1 protein-coding gene is annotated in these 968 nt (G+C 42.1%); it reads left to right on the top strand.

What is annotated here, in order from left to right; translation table 11 throughout:
- The first annotated feature begins 334 nt into the window (after positions 1-334).
- A complete protein-coding gene (locus tag AAAU26_RS01895; protein WP_003864537.1) occupies positions 335-754 on the top strand; it encodes a nuclear transport factor 2 family protein in 420 nt (139 codons plus the stop codon).
- Positions 755-968: the final 214 nt, after the last annotated feature.

Genomic DNA, 968 nt, shown 5'->3' with positions numbered 1-968 from the left:
GCAGGGTATCACTATGATAGTGGTATCCTGCCTTTTGCTTTGCGGAATCAAGTTCGCTTTGTGCGAACTTGGTCGTCACCCTATATGACGCATTGGGGGCAATCGCTGCGTACGTGCGTACCGGGAGAGCGTGTACACCTCTGGCAAGGTGTAACACACTAGACTTTGTCCCAAAGTCCGTGTGCTAAGGGGTCAAGCCCCTTAGAATCCCTGCGGATCGTGTACGCACGTACGCAGAAAAATGGCAAAATTTCACTATATCGGGGTGTTCTTTCATGGTGGAGTGTGGTATACTCGGCTTAGCCCAGTAAATCGGAAGTTATGGAGGTACTTTATGAACGAGAGAGAAAAAATTATCCGATTATGGTTTGATATGTGGATTAAGAAAGCAGATTTAGGAATTGACAATATTTTTACAGATGATGTTGTATATACTGAGAGTTGGAGTCCTAAATATGAAAACCGCAAAACGGTAAAGCACTGGTTTGACGAATGGAATACACGCGGAAGTGTTCTTGTCTGGGAGATTAAGCAATTTTTTCATCAAGGCAATCAAACAATCGTGGAGTGGTATTTTAAAAGCAAAATGAATAATGGAAATGTTGAAGAATTTGACGGAATATCTTTAATTGTATGGACACAGGATAACAAAATAAAATCATTAAAAGAGTTTGGTTGCAATCTTCATAATTACAATCCATATCGAGATAGTGATATTCCCGTATTTCGAGAAGAAAAAGCAAATTGGTTTTGAGAGGACTATAAATTCCAGTTTGCCGTACTCGTTCCAGCAGGGTTTGGGGCAGGCACGCCCCAACAAGAAGCTGTCCCAAAGTGGCAAGAATTTTCAAGAATTGAAAATTTGTGGCCACGGGACGATTCTTGCTCTCCCCTTTTTCGCTGCGTTTCGCAATTTTCACATTTCAATCTGCTCGCAGATTGTTGACAAGCTGCGCTTGACCCGATAC

This window comes from Faecalibacterium longum (genome assembly GCF_040094125.1).
Lineage (GTDB): Bacteria > Bacillota > Clostridia > Oscillospirales > Ruminococcaceae > Faecalibacterium > Faecalibacterium longum.
Note: the sequence above shows the minus strand (reverse complement) of the source record. Positions and strands in the feature narration are given on the sequence as shown.

Excerpts from the sequence above, each read along its gene's own strand:
- AAAU26_RS01895 (WP_003864537.1), top strand. The coding sequence starts at position 335 with ATGAACGAGAGAGAAAAAATTATCCGATTATGGTTTGATATGTGGATT.